Origin of the sequence: Streptomyces azureus (assembly GCF_001270025.1) — a bacterium.
GTDB classification, from domain to species: Bacteria; Actinomycetota; Actinomycetes; order Streptomycetales; family Streptomycetaceae; genus Streptomyces; species Streptomyces azureus.
Window position 1 is genome coordinate 1 of the sequence record NZ_DF968415.1, and the last position, 19,535, is coordinate 19,535.

A 19,535-nucleotide genomic window follows, 5' to 3' on the forward strand; every position below is an offset into this window, starting at 1 on the left:
CTGCCCGCGATGAACGGGGGCCTGCTGGACTCCGTGGGCACGGGCGCGGGCGGCGGCACGGGCGGTGGCGGCACGATCTCCGCCGTGAACCCGCTGGTGTCGCTGCGCGACAATCTGAACGTGGACGAGGACCGGCAGGTCCTCTCCGTGAAGACGAAGATGGCCGACGTCTCGGACCTCTATCTGCGGATCGTGTCCCTGGACGAGTTCGACGGCACGACCTGGAAGCCGGCCCGGCGCTCCATCACCGCCGTCCCCGACGGCACCTTCCCGACCCCGATCGGCCTCGGCTCCGACGTCAAACGCACGGAGGTCGACACCACGATCACGGCGGCCGGCTGGTACGCCCAGGACTGGCTGCCCATGCCGTACCCGCCGAGCGGCGTGACCATCCGGGGCAACTGGCGTTACGAGCCTCTGGGCATGACGCTGGTCGGCGACCACGGCCAGAACACACGAGGGCTGACGTACCAGGTCAAGAGCCTGGACGTACAGCCGACGGCGGAGCAGCTGGCCTCGGCGGGGCCCCCGCCGGCGGCCATCGAGCGCGACTTCACCAAGCTGCCCGACTCGCTTCCGCCGGTGGTGGCCCGCACCGCCCGCCAGGTCACCGCGGGCGCCGCCAACCCGTACGACCAGGCGGTCAAGCTCCAGGACTGGTTCGCCGTGACCGGCGGCTTCGAGTACGACACCCAGGTGCAGGTCGGCAGCGGCTCGGAGGGGATCGCCCGCTTCCTGAAGGACAAGCAGGGCTTCTGCGTGCACTTCTCCTTCACGATGGCGGCGATGGCCCGCTCCCTGGGCATACCGGCCCGGGTCGCGGTGGGCTTCGCACCCGGTTCCCCGCAGGCGGACGGCTCGGTGTCGGTGGGGCTGCGCGACGCGCACGCCTGGCCCGAGCTGTACTTCGAGGGCGTGGGCTGGACCCGCTTCGAGCCGACTCCGAACCGCGGCTCGATCCCGCCGTACACGCTGCCGGAAAGCCCCGGCAGCTCGGTGCCGGACGTGACGCGCCCGTCCCAGACGTCGTCGGCCGCGCCGTCCCCGACGCCTTCGACGAGCGAGAGCTGCACCCCGGAGCAGAGGAGGCTGGACGGCGGGTGCGCGAGCGAATCCCCGCAGGCGGTGCTGCCCACGGGCGACGACGGGCCGAAGTGGTACGCGATCCTCGCCTGGGTCCTGGCCGGCCTCGCCGTCCTGGCGCTTCCGCTGGCACCGATGCTGTGGCGCCTGCGGACCCGGGCGGTCCGGCTGGGGGCGCACGGCCGCGGCGAGGCGGACGCGGTGCCGCACACACTTGCCGTCTGGCAGGAGCTGACCGACACGGCCTGGGACTTCGGCATCGCGCCGGACGAGTCACAGACGCCGCGCAAGGCGGCCGCGCGTATCGTCCGGCTGGGCTCCCTCGACGCGACGGCCGCTGCCTCGGTGCACCGGGTGGCGAACGCGGTGGAGCAGGTCCTGTACGCACCGCAGCCCCGTCCGACGGCGGGCCTAACGGACGACGTCCGCCGCGCGGCGGCGGGCCTGAGCGCCGGGGTCGGCCGTGGCACCAGGCTCCGTGCGGTGCTGGTCCCACGCTCCACCGTGCGCGTGCTGTGGGCGGCGTCGGCCTGGTGGTCGGGCGTGCGGGAACGTGCCCTGGCGCTGCGGCCGACGTGGCGGAAGGCATCGGGGCAGCAGGGCTGACGGGCGGGGCGGCAGGACTGACGGGCGGGGATGGATCGGGCCGGCCGGGGTTTGTACGCCCGGCCGGCCTCGCGCGTCTGCCCGGGGTTGGGCGGTGATGCGTCCGGCTTCCCGTTCGCCCCGGGCGAGCATGCGGCGAACGGGGCGGGGCGCAGCCTCCCAGGAGGTCCCTCCCCGGTAGCCAGCCGCGCCTTGTACGCATACGTCAGGGGGTGACCACCCAGTCGGTGGTCACCCCCTGACTCGTGTCTTCAGGTGTCCTGGAGATCTGCGCTCCGGGTTAATGGCCGCCCTGCTCGTCGCGGCGCTTCTGCCAGCGCTGCTCGATGCGGTCCATCATGGAGCGCCGTTGCCGGCCCTGACGGCGGCCGGCTGGCTGTCCGCCGGCCCCGGCCGCCTGTTCGCCCGGCTTGGGGGCCTTGCGCCAGCCGGTCACGGCGAGCACCGCACAGCCCAGCATGACGAGGAAGCCCACGACGCTGAGCCAGACCTGTTTGGCGACCATACCGGCCATGAGGAGCGCAATACCTACGAGGAAGCCCGCGACCGCCTGGTAGACCCGTCGCCGGGTGTACGTACGCAGCCCGCTTCCCTCGAGCGCCGTCGCGAACTTGGGATCTTCGGCGTACAGCGCTCGCTCCATCTGCTCGAGCATGCGCTGCTCGTGCTCCGAGAGCGGCACGGAGTCCTCCTCATCGTGCAGTCGCCGGGGCGACCCGGGGGGTCTCTTCAGGATAGGCAGGGAATCGCCCCCGTGAAACCCGCCCCTCTGCGCCAATTGGCCAACCGGAACACGCCATGGACATCCCGGCTCGCTGAGGCCTACATTCCCCGGCGGCCGACCCGTCATGCCGGAACGGTCTCCCTCGATCATACGGCGCCAAGCCCCCATTCGGGGGGCCTGTGGCGTACTCCATGCACAGCCCAGGCGCTGATCAGCGGCGGTACCTCACCAGGCGGCTCAGGCCTCGACCGACCCACCGGTCTCGATTGCCTCACCAGTCCCAGCAGTCTCACCCAGCACATGAAGCTGAGTTGCCACCGAGTGGAAGGCGGGAAGCTCGGCGGCGGCCTCCTCCAGCTTCAGCAGCGCCTCCAGGGCGCCGGGCTCGGTGTCGACGAGGACGCCGGGCACGAGGTCGGCGAAGACTCGCACGCCGTGCACGGCGCCCACACGCAGGCCCGCGCCCTCGACCAGGCCGGTGAGCTGGTCGGCGGTGAAGCGGCGCGGGACGGGGTCACCCGTGCCCCATCGCCCGTTCGGGTCGTCGAGCGCCTGCCGGGCCTCCTTGAAGTGCCCGGCGAGGGCGCGGGCCAGCACGGCGCCCCCGAGACCGGCGGCGAGCAGACTGAGGACGCCCTCGGAGCGCAGGGCGGCCACCGCGTTGCGGACGCCCTCGGCCGGGTCGTCCACGTACTCCAGGACGCCGTGGCACAGCACCACGTCGTAGCCACCGCGCTCGGCCACGTCGAAGAGGCCGTGGGCGTCGCCCTGCACGCCCTTCACCCGGTCGGCGACTCCTGCCTCGGCGGCGCGGCGCTCCAGGGCGAACAGCGCGTTGGGGCTGGGGTCGACGACGGTGACCCGGTGACCGAGCCGGGCGACGGGCACCGCGAAGTTGCCGCTGCCGCCCCCGGTGTCGAGGACGTCCAGCGACTCCCGACCCGTGGCCTTGACCCGGCGGTCCAGGGCGTCCTGGAGGACCTCCCAGACCACGGCGGTACGGAGTGAGGCGCGGGGGCGCATCGGGTCCGACACGGCAGTTGACTCCTCGGCGCGGCACCGCCTCTTGCACGGCGGAGCGAACGGGGCGCCTTCCCCGGCCCCGGAGACGGGGAGGGAAGACTTCAGGCGTCCCCCACCCTATTGCCTCCGGCTGGGCAGCCGGCATGGCCCGGTCCTCACCCGGACACGCGTCGGCACGACCGGGCGGACACGCGCCGCCGGTGCCGGCTCAGCCCGCGTCCGGCATGTCCCGCCCCTCCCCCGGTCCTTCCGGGTGGTCCTGGTCCGGGCGGGGCTGTGGGAGGACCGGCTGGAGGACCAGCATGCGCTCGACGAGGCGGAGGAACATCGCCACGTCCCGTATCAGGTCGTCGGCGTCCCGGCTGCTGGCCGCGTCCTGGATGCCCGCCTCGGCCCGGGCGCGGCGCCGGGCGCCGGCGGCGAACAGCGCGCTCCACTCGGACAGTTCGGGCGCGATCTCGGGGAGCACTTCCCAGGCGCTCCTGATCTTGGCCCGGGCTCGGGGCGAGGTCTCCGGCCGCCCCCGGGCGGCGAGCACGGCGGCGGCGGTGCGCAGGGCGGCGAGATGGGCGGTCGCGTAGCGCTCGTTCGGTGTTTCCAGGACGGTGGCCTCGTCGAGGCCGGCGCGGGCCTGGGCGAGCAGGTCGAGGGCTGCGGGCGGGGCCGTGGCCCGGCGCAGCACGGGGTGCACGTCGCTCGCCGGGCCGGTCAGTGAGGGGGCAGGGCCGGTGGCGCGGCGCCGGCGGGCGGCTGCTGCGTGGTAGCTGGCCATGACGAACCTCCTGTCGTCTGTGTGACGGCACGTCCGGTGAGGAGTGCCGTATGTGACCCATCGTGAGGTATGGCACTGACAATCCGTTCTGACCTGCGACTTTGCTTCGATCGTAGGTTCGCAGTAGTTTTTGCACTGACCAGTCAGTTCAAAAACGTCAGTTCTGAACCGAAGGAGACTCGTGGGGGAACGAGTAGGAGGGGCGCGGATCGCCGCCGAGGGCCTTGGGGTCAAGGGGCCACGCGGGTGGGCGTTCCGCGGGATCTCCGTCGACGCCGAGCCGGGATCGCTCGTCGCGGTCGAGGGCCCGTCCGGGTCCGGCCGTACGTGCCTGCTGCTCGCGCTGACGGGGCGGATGAAGATCGCGGAGGGCACCGCGACCGTCGGCGAGGCCAGGCTCCCCAAGCAGCTGTCGGCGGTGCGCCGCGTCAGTGCCCTGGCTCATGTACCCGGGGTCACCGACCTGGACCCGGCGCTGACCGCAGGCGAGCACCTGCGGGAACGGGCGCTGCTCCAACGGCGGTTCGGCGACTCCCTGCGCGGACTGCTGCGGCCCCGCGGTGAGCGGGCGGCCGAGGCCGGGCGGCGCGTCGGCGCGGCACTGACCGCCGCCGGTCTCGACCTGGAGACACTGCCCAAGGGGTCCCGTACCGCCGTACGCGATCTGGAGCGTCTGGAAGCGCTGCGGCTGTCGGTCGCTCTCGCGCTCGTCGGCCGGCCGCTGCTGCTCGGGGTCGACGACACCGACCTCAAGCTCTCGGACGGCGAGCGGGACGAGGTCTGGTCCCTGCTCAGGTCCCTCGCCGACGCCGGGACGACGGTCGTGGCGGTGTGCAGCGAGGCCCCCGAGGGTGCCGTCCGGGTGTCCACCCAGGAGAACCAGAACGACAGCGACGATCCCGGGGCCGTCGATAACGACAAGGCCGCCGACCAGGGAGAGGAGAAGGCCGATGCGCTCGCCGAGACTGGCCGCGCTTGAGCTCCGCCGCTTCGGCCGGGGCAAGCTCCCGCGCGCCGCACTGGTCGCGCTGCTGGTGCTGCCGCTGCTGTACGGCGCGCTGTACCTGTGGTCGTTCTGGGACCCGTACGGCCGTCTGGACCGTATCCCCGTGGCGCTCGTGAACGACGACAAGGGGGCGACCGCCGACGGGAAGAAGATCACGGCGGGCGACGACATCACGGAGAGGCTGCACGACAGCAAGACCTTCGACTGGCAGGAGGTGAGTGCCGCCGAGGCCCGCAGGGGTGTCGAGGACGGCACGTACTACCTGTCGCTCACCATGCCCGCCGACTTCAGCGAGCGGATCGCCTCCAGTTCCGGGGACACCCCGGAGACCGGCGCCCTCCAGGTACGCACGAACGACGCGAACAACTACATCGTCGGGCAGATCTCCCGGACGGTGTTCAGCGAGGTGCGGCAGGCCGCGTCCACGAAGACGTCACGGTCCTTCCTGGACAAGATCTTCGTCTCGTTCTCCGACATCCACGGCAAGACCGTGAAGGCGGCGAAGGGGGCCGACGAACTCAAGGGCGGCATCGGGAAGGCCGAGAAGGGCTCCAAGGACCTCGCCGACGGCCTGGAGGACGCCAAGGACGGCAGCGGGAAGCTGTCCAAGGGCCTGAAGAAGCTCCACACGGGTGCGGGAGACCTGGCGGACGGCTCGAAGCGGGTCGCGGAAGGCACGCAGAAGCTCGCCGACAGGGTCAACAGGACCGCCGGCAAGGTGGGCCCGTTCCTGAAGGGCAACGAGAAGACCATCGGCGACACGGCCCGGCTCGTCGCCGACTCCTCCGGTGTGATCCGCAAGCACCTGGACACCCTGGCGAAGACGGCCCCGACCGCCGCCAAGGGCGCCCGTACGGCGTCGGACACGCTGAACGGCGTCTACGCCAGGCGCTGTGACGACCCCGTCCTGCCCGACGCCGCCTGTGCCGACCTGAAGAAGGCCAGGGACGCGGCGGCCGACGTCGCCGTCATCGCCGACGACGTCAACACGCTGATCGCCCACCAGAACGGCGACCTGACCAAGCTCGACAAGAACCTCGCCACCCTCCAGAAGCAGTCCCAGGCCCTGGCCGAGCGCGCGCCGCACCTCTCCGAGAACCTCGACGACGCCGTCAAGAAGATCAACAAGCTGAACGACGGGGCGGCCGAGGTCGCCGCGGGCGCGAAGAAGCTGCACAAGGGGCTCGGCACGGCCAAGACCGGTGCCGTCGACCTGGACAAGGGCGTTGGCGATCTGAAGACGGGCGCGGACGACCTCAACGGCGGCATGTTCAAGCTCGTCGACGGCTCCGGCAAGCTCGCCGGCGGGCTGCACGACGGGGCGGAGCGGATCCCCGACTACGACAAGCAGGACCGCGACCAGCGCACCGAGGTCATGGCCGACCCCGTGCGGCTCGCCTCCCATGACCTGCACAAGGCGCCCAACTACGGCACCGGCTTCGCCCCGTACTTCATCCCGCTGTCCCTTTGGGTGGGCGCGATGGTGGCCTACATGCTGATCGCGCCGATGAACCGGCGCGCGCTCGCCGCGGGCGCCTCGGCATGGCGGATCGCGCTGGCCGGCTGGCTGCCCGTGGTGGCGATCGGGGTGCTCCAGACGGTGGCCCTGATGTCGGTGCTGCACTGGGCGGTCGGCCTGGAGATGGTGCGGGCGGCCGGGACGGTGGGGTTCCTGTTCCTGGTGACGGCGTGCTTCGCGGCGATCGTTCAGTGGCTGAACGCGCGCTTCGGTGCGGCGGGCCGGATCCTCGTCCTCGCCCTGCTGATGCTCCAGCTGACCTCGGCGGGCGGCACGTACCCCGTGCAGACCAGCCCCGGCTTCTTCAACGCGCTCCACCCCTTCCTGCCGATGAGTTACGTCGTCGAGGCCCTCCGGCGGCTCATCACGGGCGGTGGTCTGGAACCGGTGTGGCACGCGTGCGTGGTGCTGACGGCGTTCACCGCCGGCGCCCTCGCGCTGACCGCCGTGGCGGCCCGCCGCCGCCAGGTGTGGACGCTGGACCGACTGCACCCGGAGCTGAGCCTGTGAGTCCCTCGGTGACACCCCCTGTGAGCCCTTCGGTGACATCCCCCGGAGAGGTTCCTGTGACAATCAGGGCCATGGAAAGCAGCAGTGCCGCGTCGGGCGGCAGCACGCGCCGCGAGGCCACCCGGCAGAAGCTCTACGAGGCGGCCGTCACGCTCATCGCCGAGCAGGGCTTCTCCGCCACGACCGTGGACGAGATCGCCGAGCGTGCCGGAGTCGCGAAGGGCACGGTCTACTACAACTTCGCGAGCAAGTCCGTCCTCTTCGAGGAACTGCTGCGGCACGGGGTCGGCCTCCTCACCGCCTCCCTGCGGGAAGCGGCCGAGCGGACCGCCCGCGAGGGCGGCACCAAGGTCGACGCCCTGGACGCGATGATCCGCGCGGGACTGGTCTTCATCGACCGCTACCCGGCCTTCACGCAGTTGTACGTGGCCGAGCTGTGGCGCACGAACCGGGCCTGGCAGTCCACGCTGATGGTGGTCCGGCAGCAGGCCGTCGCGGTCGTGGAGGACGTGCTGCGCGAGGGCGTGGCGGGCGGCGAGTTCAGCGACGAGATCGACGTCCCGCTGACGGCGGCCGCGCTGGTCGGCATGGTCCTGGTGGCCGCCCTTGACTGGAAGTCCTTCCAGCCGGAGCGCTCCCTGGACGACGTCCACGCGGCCCTGTCCCGGCTGCTCCAGGGACGGGTGAGCGGCTGCCGCTGAGGCCACACTCTGAGCGGCTGCCGCTGAAGGCAGCCCCGGCGCGGATGCGAAAGCGCCGGTCCGTTGTGGCCGCGTCCCCCGCGGGCCACCTCGAACCGGCGCCTTCCTTGCTCCCCCGTTTTCCTGCTCCCCCGTGCGTTCCCCCGCAGGACCCCCGTTCGGTCGTCCCCCGGTTCTCCCCCGTGCCTCGCTCCCGCCGACACCGTCGGCGGAAGGAGCGGATCGTGGGCCCGGTCCCGTTCCGGCGCCCCGTGTCGCCGGTACCGGAGCCGTGCCCCTCTCCGTGCCTCCACTCTCTCGTTCTCGCAGGTCCTCGCCCATCCGCGCGCGTACTCAACTCGTTCTCTAGGTACGGGTACTCAGCCCTGCGCACGCGGCCCCAGAACACTGGGTGGCCGGCTGGTCACGATCGCTTCCGCGCCCGTACTCGGAGGCTGTCGGCGGGGGCTGTCGGCGGGGGCCGATAAAGTCCCTGGCATGGCACGGATTGCGGTGATCGGCGCCGGGATGGGCGCGCTGACGGCGGCCGCCCGGCTGGCCGTCGCGGGCCACCGGGTGGTGGTGTACGAGCGGACGGACACGTACGGCGGTGCGCTGCGCCGCTTCGAGCGCGACGGGTTCTCCTTCGACACCGGCCCCGGCCTGCTCCCGCTGCCCGCCGTCTACCGCGATCTGTTCGTCAAGACCGGCAAGGAACCTCTGGAGGCATGCGTCGACCTGGTCCAGGTCGACCCGTCGTCCCGGCACGTGTTCGCGGACGGCACCCGGGTCTCGCTGCCGAACGCCTCGCGCGCGGGCGTCGTGGCGGCTCTGGACGAGGCACTCGGCTCCGGGGCCGGCCAGCGGTGGGGCGACTTCCTGGTGCGGGCCCGCGAGGCCTGGGACCGGACCCGGCGGCCCCTCCTGGAGGAGCCGCTGTGGCCGAACTGGCAGGTGCTGGCGGAGCGCGAGCCGTACCCGGCGGTGCCCCACAAGCGGCTGCTGCGCACCCGCCGGGCCGGCACGCTCGCCGAGGTCGGCGCCTGGGAGCTGCGGGACGCCCGGCTCGCCGCGCTCCTGGAGAGCCACGCCCTGGCGCACGGCCTGGACCCCCGGACCACACCGGCGAGCGCGGCCGTACTGCCGTACATGGAGCACGCCTTCGGCACCTGGTACGTGCGCGGCGGCCTGCGCGAGCTGGCCCGCGCGGTGTACGAGCGGTGTGTGACCCGAAAGGTCGAGTTCCGTTTCGGCGCCGACGTGACCGGGGTGCTGGAGAAGGACGGCCGGGCATCCGGGGTGGAACTCGCCGACGGCACGGTGGCGGAGGCGGACTTCGTGGTGGCCGGTGTCGCGCCCGGCACGCTGGACCGGCTGTCGGCGCAGGCCGTGGTGCGGGGTGGCGGCGAGGTGCCGCCGCAGCCCGCGACGGCGAGCCGGCTCACGGTGCTGCTCGCCCTGCGCGGCACCCGCCCCGAGGGCACGGCACACCGCACGGTGGTGCACGCGGCGGACCGCGAGGCCGAGTTGGACGCCCTGTTCGGCGGGGCGGCGGAGAACACACACCCGACGGTCACGGTCCTGCGGCCCGATGACCCGGGGCTGGTCCCGGACCCGGACCACGAGGCGGTAACCCTCACGACGGTGGTACCCGCCCGGCCCGACGAGCCCTGCGACGACCTCGCCGAAAACATGATCACCGTCGCCGAACGCGCCGTACCCGACCTGCGCGACCGTCTCCTCTGGCACGAGGTGCGCACCCCGGCCGACATCGCCGAGGCGACCGGCACGGAAGGCGGGGCGGTGCCGGTGCCCGCCCTGGCGGCGGACGGCGGGCGGCTGCTGCATCCGTCCAACAGCACGCGCGTGCCCGGTCTGTTCACCGCCGGCGGCTGGGCACACCCCGGTGGCGGACTGCCGCACGCCGGCATGTCGGGCGCGCTGGTGGCGGGACTGATCGTGGAGGGACCGGAGTTCCGGGGCTCCCAGTAAGCTCGCCGCCCCGGCGGCGTTCAGGCTTCAGAAACGGTACTGCTCGTCGAAGCCGTTCCCGGGCGTCTGCTGCTGCCCGTCGCCCTGGTACGGGTACGGGTGCTGCTCCGGCGGCAGTTCCTGGCCGTACTCGTCGGTGTTGCGCTGCTGCGGGACCCACACACCGTCGGGCGGGCTCTCGCCGCCGTAGGTGCCGGTGTACTGGTCCTGGCCGTAGCCCTGCTGGGCGTAGTACTGCTGGTCGCCGTAGGAGGTGTCGTACGAGGCTCCGCCGTAGGTCGGCGTGCCGATGTACGGGTCGGAGTAGGCGGCGTACTGCTGCTGGTCCGTGGCGTCGTAGCCCTGCTGCTGGCCGTAGCCCGAGTAGTCGTAGGACTGGTCGGTGCCCTGGGCCGTGGCGGCGTACTGGTCGTGGGGCTGGCCCGGCTGGTACCCGGTGTCGCCGTACACGCCGTAGGAGCCGGTGTCGTCGGGCACGGGCTGGGGCTCGTAGACGGCGGTGGTCTCGGCGGCCGTCGGGTGGACGGGACGCGACGGGGTGAAGACGTCGTCGCGGTCGTAGTCGTCGTCCTGGCCGTAGGCGGGGGCATTGGCGTCGCGGCGGTAGTCGGCGGCCTCGTCGCCGTAGCCGCCGTCGGCGGTCTGGTCGCCGTAGCCGCCGTCGGCGGTCTCCAGACCGGAGACCTCCAGGGTCGGCTCCTGGCGGCCGCGCTCACCGCGGCGGCGCTTGCTGCCGCCCAGCATCGGCGCGTTCATCGCCCAGCCGGCCGAGAAGCCGCTGCGGAACGACAGGGTGACGTACGTCTGCCCGACCGCGAAGGCGGCCGCGCCCAGTCCGATCACGACGACCGACGGGACGAGGACACCGACGACGACGCCGAGGAAACCGACGAAGGCGAGCAGCCGCCAGCGCAGCCGCGCCTTGTACTGCAACAGCACCTCGCCCAGCAGCCACAGCGCGACGATGCCGAACGCGATGTAGAGGACCGCCCAGCCCATGTACGCCCCTCTCCCAGTCGCCGCTACGCAGTGTGTCGTATACCGGTGCGAACGGTCTAGGCCTGCGGTCGGTGGTGCAGGCCCAGGTTCTCGTAGATTTCCAGCGTCGCCGTGGAGTTGTTGAGCGTGATGAAGTGCAAGCCGGGCACTCCCTCGGCAAGCAGCCGCGCACAGAACTCCGTGGCGAATTCGATACCAATGGAGCGTACAGCGGCCGGATCGTCTTTTGCTGTGAGGATCCGCTCTTTCAGGGCGGCCGGGAACGCGGCGTTGGTGAGGGACGGGATGCGCTCCAGCGACCGCGCGCTGGCGATCGGCATGACCTCGGGAATGATCGGGGTGTCGCAGCCGGCGGCCGAGACCCGGTCGCGCAGCCGGAGGTAGTCCTCCGGGTGGAAGAACATCTGCGTGATGGCGTAGTCCGCGCCCGCGCGGCACTTGTCGACGAAGTGGCGGACGTCGGTGTCCCAGTCGGTGGAGCGCGGGTGCATCGCCGGGAAGGCGGCGACTCCCACGCAGAAGTCGCCGGACGCCTTGATCAGCTCCACGAGTTCGGCGGCGTAGGCCAGGCCCCGGGGATGCGGCACCCACTCGCCCATCGGGTCGCCGGGCGGGTCGCCGCGCAGGGCGAGCATGTTGCGGATCCCGGCGTCGGCGTACTGGCCGATGATGTTGCGCAGGTCGGCCACCGAGTGATCGACCGCCGTGAGGTGCGCGATGGGCGTAAGGGTGGTGTCGGAGGCGATCGCCTCGGTCGCCTTGACCGTGCCCGCGCGGGTGGAACCGCCCGCGCCGTAGGTCACGGAGACGAAGTCGGGGGCCACGGCCTCGACCCGGCGCAGCGCGTTCCACAGGTTCCGCTCGCCCTTCGGTGTCTTCGGGGCGTAGAACTCGAACGAGTACGTCGTCTTGCCGGTCGCGAGCATGTCGCGGACGGTGCGCGCGTGGTCCGACCTGATGGATGCGGTGCCGAGGGCCATACCGGCAGGTTAGCCAGGGGCGGTCGGTCCCCCAACCGGGCACGGACATTTGACCGATTTGTGCACTTGTTGTCCACCCCTTGGACACCCGGCGTACTACTTCTCCCGCAGTCTCTTCGCGAGCTCGGCCGCCGCCGCGCCCGGGTCGTCGGCCTCGGTGATCGCCCGTACGACGACGGCGCGCCGGGCTCCCGCTTCCAGGACCTGGTCGAGATTGCCGAGGCCGATGCCGCCGATGGCGAACCAGGGCCGGTCGGTGCCGAGGGCGGCGGTGTACCGGACGAGGTCCAGGCCGGGGGCGTGGCGGCCGGGCTTGGTGGGGGTGGGCCAGCAGGGGCCGGTGCAGAAGTAGTCCACGCCGTCCTGGACGGCGGCCGCGGCGGCCTCGGACTCGGCGTGCGTGGAGCGGCCGATCAGGACGTCGTCGCCGAGGATCGCGCGGGCCGCGGAGACGGGCAGGTCGCCCTGGCCGAGGTGCAGTACGTCGGAGCCGGCGGCGTGGGCGACGTCCGCGCGGTCGTTGACCGCGAGCAGCTTGCCGTGCCGGGCGCAGGCGTCGGCGAAGACGGCCAGGTGCTCCAGCTCCTCGGCCGCCTCCATGCCCTTGTCCCGCAACTGCACGATGTCGACCCCGCCCGCCAGTACGGCGTCCAGGAACTCCACGAGATCGCCCTGGCGCTTGCGCGCGTCGGTGCAGAGGTAGACCCGGGCGTCGGCGAGCTGGGCGCGGGCGGTGGTGGCGGTGGTGGCGGCCATGCGTGTCCCCCTGGTTGTCAGTGGCGTACGGGTGCGGGGTGCGCCTGTGGCGGCGCACAGCTGCGGGCGCGCCCCCTGGCGGCGCACGCGTGCGGATGCGCCTCCTGGCGGCGTACAGGTGCGGATGCGCCGTGGCGGCGCACGGGTGCTGCTGCCCCCGTGAGCGTACGGATGCGGGTGCATCCGCCGACGTAGAAGTGCGGGTGCGCCCATGGTGGCGTACGGACGCGAGATGTGCCTGGGCCGGTGGCGTTACGGGCGGACCCCAGGCGCCCGCGTTCGTGGCGGACGGCAGGTGCGGCACCCCTGCGCACGGCACGCGCAGGCGGCCAGGGCGCCGGAGCGCCCCGCTCCGGTGACTCCGGTGCGAGCCTCGCCCGGGGCCCTGCACGGACCGCCACAGGCGGCCCACGCCCCGGTCGGGCGCGAGCCACCCCTGGCCGGGACCCGGCGGGCCCCGGCCCACACACCGGGCGGTTGTTCAGTCCGGTCCCACTCGTACGGCACCGGACGGTTGTTTCGGTCGAGGTCGGTCAGACGGCGAGCGCCTGGGCTCGGCGCTTCACCTCCGTGCCGCGATTCTCGCTCAGGGCCTGTGCCGGCGTACCGGGCAGGCTCGGGTCGGGGGTGAAGAGCCACTCCAGCATCTCTTCGACCGTGAAGCCGTCGTCCCGCAGGAGCGTCAGGGTCCCGGCCAGACCCTTGACGACCTTGTCCCCGTCGATGAAGGCCGCGGGGACGTGCAGTGCGCGGTTCTCACCACGGCGTACGGCGATGAGCTGGCCCTCCTTGACCAGCTGCCGCACGCGCGTCACCTCGACGCCGAGCTGTTCGGCGATGTCGGGGAGGGTGAGCCAGGCAGGGACGAGAGCATCGATCTTTGCGTCAATCTCGGTCACGGAAACCAGCCTGCCATCCCCCACTGACAGTCGGAAGTCGGGCCCGCCCACCTGGGCGGACACTGGCTCCTCTCGAGCTACGCCGTCGCCGCCTTCAACGGCCTCGCCGGGTCCGCCAGCAACGCCGGATTCATCGGCGTGCCCGACTCGATCAGGCGGCGGCCCTGCGCCAGGTCCCGGGGGCGGCCCACCGCCAGCAGCGCGACCAGCCGGTCGCCGCGGAGCCAGCAGACCGTCCAGGCCGGTCCGGCCGGATCGCCCCGCCACAGGGTCGTGTCGGCGGCCGCGTGATGACCGGCGTACTGCACGAACCGCCCGAACTGCTCGGACCAGAAGTACGGCACGGGGTCGTACACCGCCGGGGTCTCCCCCGACGCCCGGCCGACGATGTTCACGGCGACCGTGCGCGGTCCCTGGAGGGCGTTGTCCCAGTGGTGCACCAGCAGGCGCTCGCCGTACCGGCCGGAGGGGAAGGAGGCACAGTCGCCGACCGCGTACACGTCGGGCGCCGACGAACGCAGGTGCTGGTCGGCCACGATCTCGCCGCGCGTGCCCAGCTCGATCCCGGAGCCGGCCAGCCAGGCCGTGGCCGGACGGGCGCCGATGCCGACGACGACCGCGCCCGCGGGCAGCCGCGAGCCGTCGTCCAGAACGACAGCGCCGGGTTCCACACGCTCCACGCGCGCGTGCGTCCGCAGTACGGCACCCGCGTCGGCGTACCAGCCGGCCATCGGCGCGGCGACCTCGGCGGGCAGCGCCCCGGCGAGCGGGCGTTCGGCGGCCTCCACGACGGTCACCGCGCAGCCCGCCTCGCGCGCGGCCGTGGCGAACTCCGCGCCGATCCAGCCCGCGCCGACGACCACGATGTCGTGCCGGCGGGCCAGCACCGGCCGCAGCCGCTCGGCGTCGTCCAGGGTGCGCAGCAGATGCACGCCCGGCACGCCCGCCGCCCCGGGCAGCCGGATCGGTTCGGCACCGGTCGCGACGACCAGGACGTCGTACGGCACGGGCCCGTCCTCGGTGTCCAGCTCGTGGTCGCCGGGGCGCAGGCCCCGCACCTCGCAGCCGAGCCGAAGTTCGATGCCGAGGGCCTCGAAGTCGACGTCGAAGGCGGAGCCCTCGGCCTTGCCGAGCAGGACGGCCTTGGACAAGGGGGGCCGGTCGTACGGCTGGTGGGGCTCGGCGCCGATCAGGCTCACGGTGCCGGTGAAGCCCTGCTCGCGCAGGGCGACCGCGGTCTGCACACCGGCCATGCCCGCGCCCGCCACGACCACGCGCCGCGGCGCGGACGAACCTGGTGCCTGCGTCTGCTCGCTCACCTGATCACCATAGACAACTGACACTTTGTCAGTCAGTGCTCATGCGCAGTGACCTGCTCCACAACGCTCGTCCCGCTGCCCGCCTGGGACTCCCACTCCCAGCTCTCCTCCAGCCGCACCCGCCCGTCGGGCAGTTCCACGACCGTCGACACGCAGTGCCCGGAGGAGGTGGTTCCATCCCCCTTGAGCTGTACGTACCGGAAGTCCAGTCTGTCGCCCTCCCGGGTTCCGACGAGATGTCCGCGTACGACGTCGCCGCCCGTGTACTCGGCCCAGACCTCGCCGTCCTTCTCGTGGTACGTGAACCGGGTGCGGGTCCCCACCTGGCCCGGTGCCTGGTCGGCGACCGGGGCGAGGACGAGACCGTCGAGGGATCGGGCCATGGCGGTGGTGGCTCCCTTACTGCGCCGTACGGCATCGGGCTAGGGTGGGTGGCCAACGTAAGGCACTCGCGGGAGCCCGGACGCACCGGGCTGAGAGGGAGGCTGGCGGCCTCCGACCGTACGAACCTGATCCGGGTCATGCCGGCGAAGGGAGGGGCTGGACGCCCATGTCGCGTACGCGAACGTCAGACGTCCTCGTCATCGGGGGCGGGATCATCGGCCTGGTCACCGCGTGGCGGGCCGCGCAACGCGGGCTCGCCACGGCCGTGCTGGACCCGGAGCCGGGCGGCGGAGCCGCACAGGTGGCGGCCGGGATGCTGGCCGCCGTCACGGAACTGCACTACGGCGAGCAGACCCTGCTCGGTCTGAATCTCGCCTCCGCCCGGCGCTATCCGGACTTCGCGGCCGAGCTCACCGAGCAGACCGGCCACGACCTCGGCTACCGCCGGTGCGGCACGCTCGCGGTGGCCCTGGACGCCGACGACCGGGCCCATCTGCGCGAACTGCACACCTTGCAGCAGCAGTCGGGCCTGGAGTCCCAATGGCTGTCGGGACGGGAGTGCCGGCGTCTGGAGCCGATGCTCGCACCGGGCGTGCGCGGCGGGCTGCGGGTCGACGGCGACCACCAGATCGACCCGCGGCGGCTGGCCGGGGCGCTGGTCACGGCGTGCGAGCGGGCCGGTGTGGTCTTCCACCGGGTGTGGGCCGAGCGGCTCACCGTCGTACGGGACCGGGCCACTGGCGTCGTCACGGGCGACGGCACCCCGCTGGACGCCGAGCAGGTCGTGCTGGCCGGGGGCAGCCTCAGCGGGCGACTGGCGGGCGTCCCGGACGACGTGCTGCCGCCCGTGCGGCCGGTGAAGGGGCAGGTCGTACGGCTGACCATGCCGCAGCGGCACGGGGCGTTCCTGAGCCGGACCGTGCGCGCGGTCGTCCGCGGCAGCCACGTCTACCTGGTGCCGCGCGAGAGCGGCGAGCTGGTCGTCGGGGCGACCAGCGAGGAACTGGGCTGGGACACCACCGTGACCGCGGGCGGCGTGTACGAGCTGCTGCGCGACGCGCACGAGCTGGTCCCGGGCATCACCGAGCTGCCGCTCACCGAGACCCGGGCCGGGCTGCGGCCCGGCTCCCCCGACAACGCGCCGCTGCTCGGCCCGACCGGGCTGGACGGACTGCTGCTGGCCACCGGGCACTACCGCAACGGCGTCCTGCTCACGCCGGTCACCGGCGACGCCATGGCGCACGTCCTGGCGACGGGTGAGCTCCCCGAGGAGGCCCGCCCCTTCACCCCGAAGCGATTCAGCGCCGTCACCGCACTCACGGAGCAGCCCGCATGAACATCTCCGTCAACGGGGAGCCCCGGGACGTCCGGCCCGGTACGGCTCTCGACACCGTCGTGAGGTCGCTCACCGCCTCGCCGTCCGGCGTGGCCGCCGCCCTCAACGAAACCGTCGTCCCGCGCGCGCAGTGGCCGTCCACACCCCTGGCCGAGGGAGACCGCGTGGAAGTCCTCACCGCCGTCCAAGGAGGCTGACCATGGCCGACGATCCGTTTGTCCTCGGTGGTACGTCCTTCACGTCCCGCCTGATCATGGGTACGGGCGGGGCATCCAGCCTCGATGTGCTGGAGCGGTCGCTGGTCGCGTCCGGGACGGAGCTGACGACGGTCGCGATGCGCCGGGTGAACGCCTCGGTGCACGGCTCGGTGCTGTCCGTCCTGGACAAGCTCGGCATTCGCGTCCTGCCCAACACGGCCGGTTGCTTCACCGCCGGCGAGGCCGTCCTGACCGCCCGCCTCGCGCGCGAGGCCCTCGGCACCGACCTGGTCAAGCTGGAGGTCATCGCCGACGAGCGGACCCTGCTGCCGGATCCGATCGAACTGCTCGAGGCGGCCGAGACGCTGGTCGACGACGGGTTCACGGTGCTGCCGTACACCAACGACGACCCCGTGCTCGCGCGGAAGCTCGAGGACGTCGGCTGTGCGGCGATCATGCCGCTCGGTTCGCCGATCGGCTCCGGGCTGGGCATTCGCAATCCGCACAACTTCCAGCTGATCGTCGAGCACGCGCGCGTGCCGGTGATTCTGGACGCGGGGGCCGGTACCGCGTCGGATGCGGCGTTGGCGATGGAGCTGGGGTGCGCGGGTGTGATGCTCGCCTCGGCGGTGACGCGGGCGCGGGAGCCGGTGCTGATGGCCGACGCGATGCGGCATGCGGTGGAGGCGGGGCGGTTGGCGTACCGCGCCGGGCGCATTCCTCGGCGGCACTTCGCGGAGGCGTCTTCGCCGGCCGAGGGGATGGCTGTGCTGGATCCGGAGCGGCCTGCCTTTTAAGTGACTCGGCGTCGTTGCCGAGGCCGGGCGGTCCGCAGCCCGGCGTGGCGGGGTGCCGATTCCTTGGGACGGGTGCCGCCCAGCGGCACGACTGCCCGCGACGGCGGCCTGACGCACGTCACAGGTCCGCTTCAGTCGCGCCCCGAAAACCGCGGGGGCGATGGAGCTGTCAGTCGTGGCTCGTACACTCGCCTGCGTGGACACGACCCTTCAGGACCCCTTGGTCGGGCAGGTGCTCGACGGCCGGTATCGCATCGACGCGCGGATCGCGGTCGGCGGGATGGCCACGGTCTACCGGGCCGTGGACACCCGGCTCGACCGGGTCCTCGCGCTCAAGGTGATGCACCCCTCGCTCGCGGTCGACGGCTCGTTCGTCGAGCGGTTCATCCGCGAGGCCAAGTCGGTGGCCCGGCTGGCTCACCCGAACGTGGTGCAGGTCTTCGACCAGGGCACTGACGGCAGTTACGTCTACCTCGCCATGGAGTACGTCGCGGGCTGCACCCTGCGGGACGTGCTGCGCGAGCGCGGGGCCCTTCAGCCGCGTGCCGCCCTGGACATCCTGGAGCCGGTGCTGGCCGCGCTGGGCGCCGCGCACCGCGCCGGGTTCGTGCACCGGGACATGAAGCCCGAAAACGTCCTGATAGGGGACGACGGCCGGGTCAAGGTCGCCGACTTCGGGCTCGTACGGGCCGTGGACACGGTGACGAACACCACCGGCACCGTGCTCGGCACGGTCTCGTACCTCGCCCCCGAGCAGATAGAGAACGGCACCGCCGACCCCCGCGTCGACGTGTACGCGTGCGGCGTGATGCTGTACGAGATGCTGACCGGCGACAAGCCGCACGACGGGGACTCCCCGGCCGTGATCCTCTACAAGCACCTGCACGAGGACGTCCCGCCGCCCTCGGCCGCCGTGCCCGGTCTGGCGTACGAGCTGGACGAGATGGTGGCCTCGGCGACCGCCCGCACCCCGGACATCCGACCGCACGACGCGGTGGCGCTGCTCGCGCAGGTCCGTGCCGGGCGTGCCCGGCTGACCGTGGAGCAGCTGGACGCGGTACCGCCGCAGGCGCTCGCCGCGGACCACGACAACGCCGACGACCGTACGAGCGTGATCCCGCGGGCGCTGGCCACGCCGCGCCCCCTGCCCGTCAACGAGGACGAGGAGGGGGCCGCGCTCAACCGCACCAGCCGCTTCGAGTCCCCGCCGCCCCCGCCGTCCCGGGGCCGCTCGGGGCCCCGGCGGGGCCCGATGGCGATCGTCGTCGCCGTCCTTCTCGTGCTCGGACTCGGCGCCGGTGTCTGGTACATCAACTCGGGCCAGTTCACCGAGGTCCCCCGGCTGCTGTCGAAGACCGAAGCGCAAGCCCAGGCCCAGCTGGAGGAGGCCGGGCTCGAGGTCGGCAAGGTCAGCCACGCCTACAGCGACACCGTCAAGCGCGGCACGATCATCGGTACCTACCCTGCGCCGGGCGCCCGTATCCGCCGCCACGACTCCGTGTCCTTCACCGTCTCCGACGGCCCGGAGAAGGTGCGGGTGCCCGCCCTGGCGGGCCAGCGGCTGGACAGGGCACGGTCCCTGCTGCAGGAGGACGGGCTGGAGCCGGGCATGGTAACCCGGGAGTTCAGCGAGGACGTGCCCAGGGGCTCGGTGATCTCCGCGCGGCCGGCGGACGGCACGAAGGTGCGCGCGGGCACGGCCGTGGCGCTCGTCGTCAGCAAGGGCAGCCCCATCGACATCCCCGACGTCACCGGTGACGACCTGGCCGATGCCAAGGCCGAGCTGACGGACGCCGGCCTCAAGGTGAAGGTCGCCGCCGAGCGGGTCAATTCCTCCGAGTTCGACAAGGGCCAGGTCGCCAAGCAGAGCCCGACCCCGGGCGGCCGGGCGGCCGAGGGTGACACGGTGACGCTGACGGTGTCCAAGGGCCCCGAGATGATCGAGGTCCCGGA

At 72.6% G+C, this 19,535-nt stretch carries 17 protein-coding genes, 1 pseudogene and 1 riboswitch; of the genes and pseudogenes, 9 read left to right on the forward strand and 9 right to left on the reverse strand.

All coding sequences use genetic code 11. The features are described from left to right. The coding region (locus AOQ53_RS34035; RefSeq protein WP_059423216.1) for a transglutaminase TgpA family protein at positions 1–1,689 on the forward strand (1,689 nt) is incomplete at its 5' end. A gap of 280 nt (positions 1,690–1,969) precedes the next feature. On the opposite strand, the gene AOQ53_RS34040 is transcribed toward AOQ53_RS34035, so the two are convergent. The 3 genes from AOQ53_RS34040 to AOQ53_RS34050 form a co-directional block, all read right to left on the reverse strand. Further along, positions 1,970–2,371 (reverse strand): DUF3040 domain-containing protein, encoded by a 402-nt coding sequence (locus AOQ53_RS34040; protein WP_059423218.1) that lies wholly within the window; start codon positions 2,369–2,371, stop codon positions 1,970–1,972. A 279-nt stretch (positions 2,372–2,650) separates the two neighbouring features. Then, positions 2,651–3,448, reverse strand: coding sequence for a methyltransferase (locus tag AOQ53_RS34045; RefSeq protein WP_059423220.1), 798 nt, complete (start codon positions 3,446–3,448; stop codon positions 2,651–2,653). Positions 3,449–3,644: 196 nt separating this feature from the next. Continuing rightward, positions 3,645–4,208 (reverse strand): SAV_6107 family HEPN domain-containing protein, encoded by a 564-nt coding sequence (locus AOQ53_RS34050; protein ID WP_059423223.1) that lies wholly within the window; start codon positions 4,206–4,208, stop codon positions 3,645–3,647. 181 nt (positions 4,209–4,389) lie between these two features. Here AOQ53_RS34050 and AOQ53_RS34055 point away from each other — a divergent pair, with 181 nt between their 5' ends. The 4 genes from AOQ53_RS34055 (at position 4,390) to AOQ53_RS34070 (ending at position 9,915) form a co-directional block, all read left to right on the forward strand. After that, on the forward strand, positions 4,390–5,187 hold the full coding sequence (locus tag AOQ53_RS34055; protein ID WP_174523391.1) for an ATP-binding cassette domain-containing protein: 798 nt from the start codon (positions 4,390–4,392) through the stop codon (positions 5,185–5,187). Continuing rightward, complete coding sequence (locus AOQ53_RS34060; RefSeq protein WP_059423226.1) at positions 5,159–7,243, forward strand: YhgE/Pip family protein; 2,085 nt, start codon at positions 5,159–5,161, stop codon at positions 7,241–7,243. Before AOQ53_RS34055 ends, AOQ53_RS34060 begins: the two co-directional genes overlap by 29 nt. Positions 7,244–7,314: 71 nt before the next feature. Beyond that, entirely contained in the window at positions 7,315–7,944 is a 630-nt protein-coding gene (locus tag AOQ53_RS34065; RefSeq protein WP_059423228.1) for a TetR/AcrR family transcriptional regulator, read from the forward strand. A 477-nt stretch (positions 7,945–8,421) separates the two neighbouring features. Next, positions 8,422–9,915 (forward strand): phytoene desaturase family protein, encoded by a 1,494-nt coding sequence (locus tag AOQ53_RS34070; RefSeq protein WP_059423230.1) that lies wholly within the window; start codon positions 8,422–8,424, stop codon positions 9,913–9,915. A 27-nt stretch (positions 9,916–9,942) separates the two neighbouring features. On the opposite strand, the gene AOQ53_RS34075 is transcribed toward AOQ53_RS34070, so the two are convergent. The 6 genes from AOQ53_RS34075 to AOQ53_RS34100 form a co-directional block, all read right to left on the reverse strand. Continuing rightward, complete coding sequence (locus tag AOQ53_RS34075; RefSeq protein WP_059423233.1) at positions 9,943–10,914, reverse strand: SCO2102 family sporulation regulator; 972 nt, start codon at positions 10,912–10,914, stop codon at positions 9,943–9,945. Between the two features lie 56 nt (positions 10,915–10,970). After that, positions 10,971–11,894, reverse strand: coding sequence for a methylenetetrahydrofolate reductase [NAD(P)H] (gene metF, locus AOQ53_RS34080; RefSeq protein WP_059423235.1), 924 nt, complete (start codon positions 11,892–11,894; stop codon positions 10,971–10,973). A 96-nt stretch (positions 11,895–11,990) separates the two neighbouring features. Then, positions 11,991–12,650 (reverse strand): thiamine phosphate synthase, encoded by a 660-nt coding sequence (gene thiE, locus AOQ53_RS34085; RefSeq protein ID WP_059423236.1) that lies wholly within the window; start codon positions 12,648–12,650, stop codon positions 11,991–11,993. Positions 12,651–13,183: 533 nt separating this feature from the next. Next, positions 13,184–13,549: an Rv2175c family DNA-binding protein gene (locus AOQ53_RS34090; protein ID WP_059423293.1), complete on the reverse strand. Its 366-nt coding sequence runs from the start codon at positions 13,547–13,549 to the stop codon at positions 13,184–13,186. Between the two features lie 77 nt (positions 13,550–13,626). Next, on the reverse strand, positions 13,627–14,868 hold the full coding sequence (locus AOQ53_RS34095; protein ID WP_174523392.1) for an NAD(P)/FAD-dependent oxidoreductase: 1,242 nt from the start codon (positions 14,866–14,868) through the stop codon (positions 13,627–13,629). Between the two features lie 32 nt (positions 14,869–14,900). Further along, entirely contained in the window at positions 14,901–15,251 is a 351-nt protein-coding gene (locus AOQ53_RS34100) for a hypothetical protein (RefSeq protein ID WP_059423240.1), read from the reverse strand. A 58-nt stretch (positions 15,252–15,309) separates the two neighbouring features. Beyond that, positions 15,310–15,421: riboswitch (TPP riboswitch) on the forward strand. Here AOQ53_RS34100 and thiO point away from each other — a divergent pair. From thiO to pknB, 4 genes and pseudogenes are all read left to right on the forward strand, one after another. Continuing rightward, positions 15,419–16,588, forward strand: a complete 1,170-nt coding sequence (thiO, locus tag AOQ53_RS34105) for a glycine oxidase ThiO (RefSeq protein ID WP_059423242.1) — start codon at positions 15,419–15,421, stop codon at positions 16,586–16,588. Its footprint overlaps the riboswitch before it by 3 nt. Further along, on the forward strand, positions 16,585–16,785 hold the full coding sequence (gene thiS / locus AOQ53_RS34110; protein WP_059423245.1) for a sulfur carrier protein ThiS: 201 nt from the start codon (positions 16,585–16,587) through the stop codon (positions 16,783–16,785). The genes thiO and thiS overlap by 4 nt, the downstream gene beginning before the upstream one ends. Positions 16,786–16,787: 2 nt before the next feature. Beyond that, positions 16,788–17,582, forward strand: a complete 795-nt coding sequence (locus AOQ53_RS34115) for a thiazole synthase (RefSeq protein WP_059423247.1) — start codon at positions 16,788–16,790, stop codon at positions 17,580–17,582. Positions 17,583–17,778: 196 nt separating this feature from the next. Continuing rightward, positions 17,779–19,535: pseudogene (pknB, locus tag AOQ53_RS34120) on the forward strand (Stk1 family PASTA domain-containing Ser/Thr kinase); the annotation flags it as partial.

Excerpts from the sequence above, each read along its gene's own strand:
- AOQ53_RS34070 (WP_059423230.1), top strand. The coding sequence starts at position 8,422 with ATGGCACGGATTGCGGTGATCGGCGCCGGGATGGGCGCGCTGACGGCG.
- metF (WP_059423235.1), bottom strand. The coding sequence starts at position 11,894 with ATGGCCCTCGGCACCGCATCCATCAGGTCGGACCACGCGCGCACCGTC.
- AOQ53_RS34115 (WP_059423247.1), top strand. The coding sequence starts at position 16,788 with ATGGCCGACGATCCGTTTGTCCTCGGTGGTACGTCCTTCACGTCCCGC.
- AOQ53_RS34060 (WP_059423226.1), top strand. The coding sequence starts at position 5,159 with ATGCGCTCGCCGAGACTGGCCGCGCTTGAGCTCCGCCGCTTCGGCCGG.
- thiE (WP_059423236.1), bottom strand. The coding sequence starts at position 12,650 with ATGGCCGCCACCACCGCCACCACCGCCCGCGCCCAGCTCGCCGACGCC.
- AOQ53_RS34050 (WP_059423223.1), bottom strand. The coding sequence starts at position 4,208 with ATGGCCAGCTACCACGCAGCAGCCGCCCGCCGGCGCCGCGCCACCGGC.
- AOQ53_RS34075 (WP_059423233.1), bottom strand. The coding sequence starts at position 10,914 with ATGGGCTGGGCGGTCCTCTACATCGCGTTCGGCATCGTCGCGCTGTGG.
- thiO (WP_059423242.1), top strand. The coding sequence starts at position 15,419 with ATGTCGCGTACGCGAACGTCAGACGTCCTCGTCATCGGGGGCGGGATC.
- thiS (WP_059423245.1), top strand. The coding sequence starts at position 16,585 with ATGAACATCTCCGTCAACGGGGAGCCCCGGGACGTCCGGCCCGGTACG.
- AOQ53_RS34065 (WP_059423228.1), top strand. The coding sequence starts at position 7,315 with ATGGAAAGCAGCAGTGCCGCGTCGGGCGGCAGCACGCGCCGCGAGGCC.
- AOQ53_RS34100 (WP_059423240.1), bottom strand. The coding sequence starts at position 15,251 with ATGGCCCGATCCCTCGACGGTCTCGTCCTCGCCCCGGTCGCCGACCAG.